This is a genomic window from Nostoc sp. 'Peltigera membranacea cyanobiont' 232 (assembly GCF_002245985.1).
Taxonomy (GTDB): Bacteria; Cyanobacteriota; Cyanobacteriia; order Cyanobacteriales; family Nostocaceae; genus Nostoc.
On record NZ_NOLK01000304.1, the window covers coordinates 1 to 4,110 of the forward strand.

The following is a 4,110-nucleotide window of genomic DNA, read 5'->3' on the forward strand; positions in this document are numbered from 1 at the left end:
ATTACTTTGATATGGCAGTTCGATGAATTAAATCTTACCCTACCTCAGATGGTGTCACTTTGTTTTCCACCTTATCGCTGATCAGGTAAGTCCTCTTGTCAATAGGTTTTGAGACGCGCTAACCCTGTGCGTAAGCAGTAGACCCCTGGTGAAATTGAACTAAGGCGAATTTAATTATGAGAATCGATTTCGTCATAAGATAATCCCTTCAATTCGTCTTAGGTTAGTATCTTTACCTTGTCCGTTTTGGCACGGTTATGCCAAGTACGCTAAATATACAGTTACTTAATCCAATGCTCGATTATGTCAGTGCAGGAATCGCGTTTTATATCACAATGCTTCCCGTACAAGAGTGGATATTGGAATTCCGCCTCGGTTATCTCGGTCGCTACTGGAGCCTGATAAGCGTTTTTGGCTTATTAATTGGCTTTTTGCTCTGTCTGCTGATATTTGTGCCATTGATCATTAACATGGCATTAGATCCGTTCAGATATCCAGATCATTTGGTCATGAGTGCGATCGCTGCGGTGATTTTTGGTGCAATACTTTGGCTGGGACAGTGGCTGATCCTGCGACAGACTGAGATGACACCGAGAATTTTTGCGCTGATCAATACGGTAGTTGGAATCTCTGTCTTCTCTGTGCTGGTGTGGTTCAATCAAAAAAGTTTGCAATGGAGTGGTGGCCCGATTGAAGGCTGGAAAACCGGACTCATTTTTCTAGTGGGTGGTACAGTTACCGGAGCGGCGACAGGTAAAGCATTAGATTTTTACTGTGGACGAGTTGAGCAGCGATTAATCAAACTTGAGAGGAAGAGGGTAGAGCAAGAAACCCAAGAACGAGAAAGGCTTTTGAAAGAAAGAATTGAGAAGGAGAAATTAGAGCAAGAACTCCTAGAAGCAGAGCTGGCAGAACGGAAAAGGATACAGCGAGAGGCGGCTCAAGAGGAAGAACGCCTCTGGTATGAGCAACATGGGAAGGATTATGCAGATTATGAATATGACGAGGATGATGAGGAGTACGAAGATGAAGATGAGGAGGAATAAACTCAATTCTCCATCAAATTGTTAAATTAGGGAATGTTCAAGCAGAAATAGAAAAGCTGTTCTTCACCACCATCGAGACGATACCGCCATAAATGTTGGGCAAATTTTGGTTTAATCGCGGATTTTAAAAGTCATTATCCGTAAAGGGAACTATGGATGGTAAAAACTTTTGAAAAGCTGGATAAAATTGTAATCTTGCTTCATAGTCGTCTGTTTGTGACACTGACAGTTCAATTGTTTGCTGCTCTTTTTCATCAAAAAGCAACTGAATTTGATAATTAGTCCAGAAGTGGTCGCCTAGTTCATCTTCTAAATCAAAAAGTTTTTCTTCATTACCCCATATATTTGACCAAAGTCCGATCCTATTAGCGCGAAAATGATTTTGACCATTTGCATCTCCAATTACAAAATATGCTTCGACATTTAAATCAAATCCCAAGTCATCGACCTCTACCTCTGCTATTTGACAGTTAACCACTATCAAGGTATTGGGGTTAACGTTTACTACCTGCTCTTGGCGCTTTAATAATTCTTGTAATACAAAATCAGGTAATAGCTGAGAACTTCCTTCAAGGGCTTGTTTTTGAGTTTCTGGTGAGTAACGAGTTTTTAATTCTTGCGTGATTAAAGTTAAAATATCTTCACTAGCTAAATTGACAACTATCTTTTTATCTGCGGGATTAAGGAAACTTCCAAGATTCAGATTAATGTGTTTTTTAATTGGCATAGTTCTGTAAAATTATTTTAAGTTGAGCAGAGCATTCACAAATAAAGCGAAAACTTTTTCAGAAAAAACTACTATCTCATTAATTCTGACAACATCTAGCCTCAAATACGTATCAACGAACCCAGAAATCAATTGCATCCTTGCTGGGTCTAATTTTAACGTTGCCAGCAACCGCAGACATTCTGCCTTAACCTGTGGACGTTCTTAAGAGGAATATTCATTTTTGACATCAATGCTGCTGCCACCGGATTTGACTGTGTTAAAAAATCTCGCCAATTTAAACGATTTAATTGAATTGCCTTGAAATTAAAATCAAGTACATTTAAATCAGGAAACCTTACAGAGTGATTAGTCGATTCAGCGCGTTTCGGTTCATCAAATGAGAAAATCACTACAGGATAAATCGCACAATCATATTTCTCGTACAGTCGAGCAAAATATTTAAACATCCGCTTGGCAAATGCTGTCTCAGTGTAAGACTGATTTTCAACATGAATTAAAAAACAAGTGTCTTGCTGCTCGAAGCGGCATTGAGCCAGTAAATCAATTTCCTTTTTTTCCCCAGAGGTGACATCAGTAAACACTTCTTGGGGGAGAAACTGAATGGAATCACGGTCTATTTGGCTGACTACTTGAGGCAGAAATAAATCGAGAAACTCAATAAAAAACGTAGATAGTAATTCTTTGAAAAGGCGGTCGTGGTCAATCATATCTTTTACCCTGATAGGAGCAAACCATAATTATACAGATTGCTTAACCAACCTTTGACCAAAGACCCGCTTTTTTCTGAAACCAAACAGCATCTTCTAATCCTGATAGTAATTTCACTTGCTGCTATTAACACGGGAGCAGACCCAATACGGTTCGGTTAAAGGGACTCATGTTTTGAATACATCCTTTAAGCTTTAACCCCTCCCCATTCTCCAGACTTGTGTTGAGCGCAGTCGAAACACCACACTCGATTGTGAAAAATGCTTATCCGAACCGTATTGGGAGCAGACCACTAATATCTTTTAAAAAATTCCCCATGTATGGGTTGGACATAATCGCAATATGGCTGATAAGCATCTTCAAGGTTATCAAAATAACCAATGGTTATTGGTTGACTATTGATTGTGGTTTGCGCTCGAAATTTTCCACACCATCCATTACACATTACTACGCATGAATGCATATTGCACATTGCGTCATCTTGATCAAACGATAAAACTATCAAATTCCCATAAATCACTACTCGGTAAAAATCTAGTCTTGATGCTGAGGTAATTCTGCTTATTTTGGTCTGACGGCGTTGCATTGGGATCGTTATTTGGCAAAGCTTGGGAATCATGCCATAGCATCGGTACGTGTATCGCCTTCAAAATAGGTTTGCGTTTGAAAACATCTGAAAAATTTAAATCTTCCGCTCTATCTTCTAGATAATTTTTGAACACGGTAACACATGGAGTTTTGCTGACTGGGGTGAATTGCCAGAATCCAGAAAGGAGAAATTCAAAATCATTAAGTTCGGAAAAAATATTTTTTGGTTCATCACTTGTTGACTCCCAAGCAACAATCTGAAATTGGACTTTATGTGGTTCTTCTTTACCTGGATAATAGGTGATACTTGGATAAACCAACAACCTTAGAGTATTCCCAGATTTTTGAATTTCTTTTGCGATTGCTGGTAATGCTTTTGTCGGATTTTTAAAGAACACCTGATAGTTTTTATCTAAAATTCTCAAGGTGTAAGGTTTTTTGTTTAAAATTAATTGACCAGAAATAATACCGATCGCCTGAAAAAAAATGTCTCTTGTCTCTGTCATATCAGGAGATATATTAAGATGGATAGACGGATTATACGGAATTATCAAATATTCCGATGGATGCACATCTATTGTCTATTATTAGGAGTGGAACTTGTACATCGATGGTTATTGGTAGCGTGAGCCACCGAAAAAGCAGGTACATCGGGAGCAATCACCACTTTCTCACGCCATCCATTCAGTCCACTGTGGCGCATCTGCTACCAGTTGAGCAAATTTTTCCAGGTCAAGATCCTCAAACTCCAGCATCACGCCGCAACGCTCATCAATCGTCAGGGTACTGAGTAATTCTTTAACTGATTCTACACCGGATTCAACCCGCTTAATCGCCAGTCGAGCATAATATTTAACCCGCTCCCACCAAGAATTACTGAATCCTGCCTCTGTGTCCATACCCCCCCAATTAGGGAGCAATGCGATTTTGTGAGGTCGGACAAAAAAAGTGCGATCGCTAAAAATTATATTTAAGTACGGAGTTATTTTATTTACAAATAAAATACTGCTTTGCACGAAAATTCATCTTGATGAGATA

4 protein-coding genes and 1 pseudogene are annotated in these 4,110 nt (G+C 39.1%); 1 reads left to right on the top strand and 4 read right to left on the bottom strand.

All coding sequences use genetic code 11. The features are described from left to right. The first annotated feature begins 257 nt into the window (after nt 1-257). Nucleotides 258-1,046, top strand: coding sequence for a hypothetical protein (locus tag CDG79_RS39445; RefSeq protein WP_094346906.1), 789 nt, complete (start codon nt 258-260; stop codon nt 1,044-1,046). Between the two features lie 124 nt (nt 1,047-1,170). On the opposite strand, the gene CDG79_RS44600 is transcribed toward CDG79_RS39445, so the two are convergent. From CDG79_RS44600 to CDG79_RS39470, 4 genes and pseudogenes are all read right to left on the bottom strand, one after another. Next, nucleotides 1,171-1,773, bottom strand: a complete 603-nt coding sequence (locus CDG79_RS44600) for a hypothetical protein (protein ID WP_223278645.1) — start codon at nt 1,771-1,773, stop codon at nt 1,171-1,173. Between the two features lie 93 nt (nt 1,774-1,866). Further along, nucleotides 1,867-2,483: pseudogene (locus tag CDG79_RS39460) on the bottom strand (Rpn family recombination-promoting nuclease/putative transposase); the annotation flags it as partial. Nucleotides 2,484-2,969: 486 nt separating this feature from the next. Next, the gene (locus CDG79_RS39465) at nt 2,970-3,578 is read right to left on the bottom strand and encodes a hypothetical protein (RefSeq protein WP_094346907.1); all 609 of its coding nucleotides are present in this window, start codon (nt 3,576-3,578) and stop codon (nt 2,970-2,972) included. A 165-nt stretch (nt 3,579-3,743) separates the two neighbouring features. Continuing rightward, a complete protein-coding gene (locus CDG79_RS39470; protein WP_094346909.1) occupies nt 3,744-3,971 on the bottom strand; it encodes a hypothetical protein in 228 nt (75 codons plus the stop codon). Nucleotides 3,972-4,110 lie beyond the last annotated feature (139 nt).

Coding starts and splice junctions, on each gene's coding strand:
- CDG79_RS39445 (WP_094346906.1), top strand. CDS start 258: ATGCCAAGTACGCTAAATATACAGTTACTTAATCCAATGCTCGATTAT.
- CDG79_RS44600 (WP_223278645.1), bottom strand. CDS start 1,773: ATGCCAATTAAAAAACACATTAATCTGAATCTTGGAAGTTTCCTTAAT.
- CDG79_RS39465 (WP_094346907.1), bottom strand. CDS start 3,578: ATGACAGAGACAAGAGACATTTTTTTTCAGGCGATCGGTATTATTTCT.
- CDG79_RS39470 (WP_094346909.1), bottom strand. CDS start 3,971: ATGGACACAGAGGCAGGATTCAGTAATTCTTGGTGGGAGCGGGTTAAA.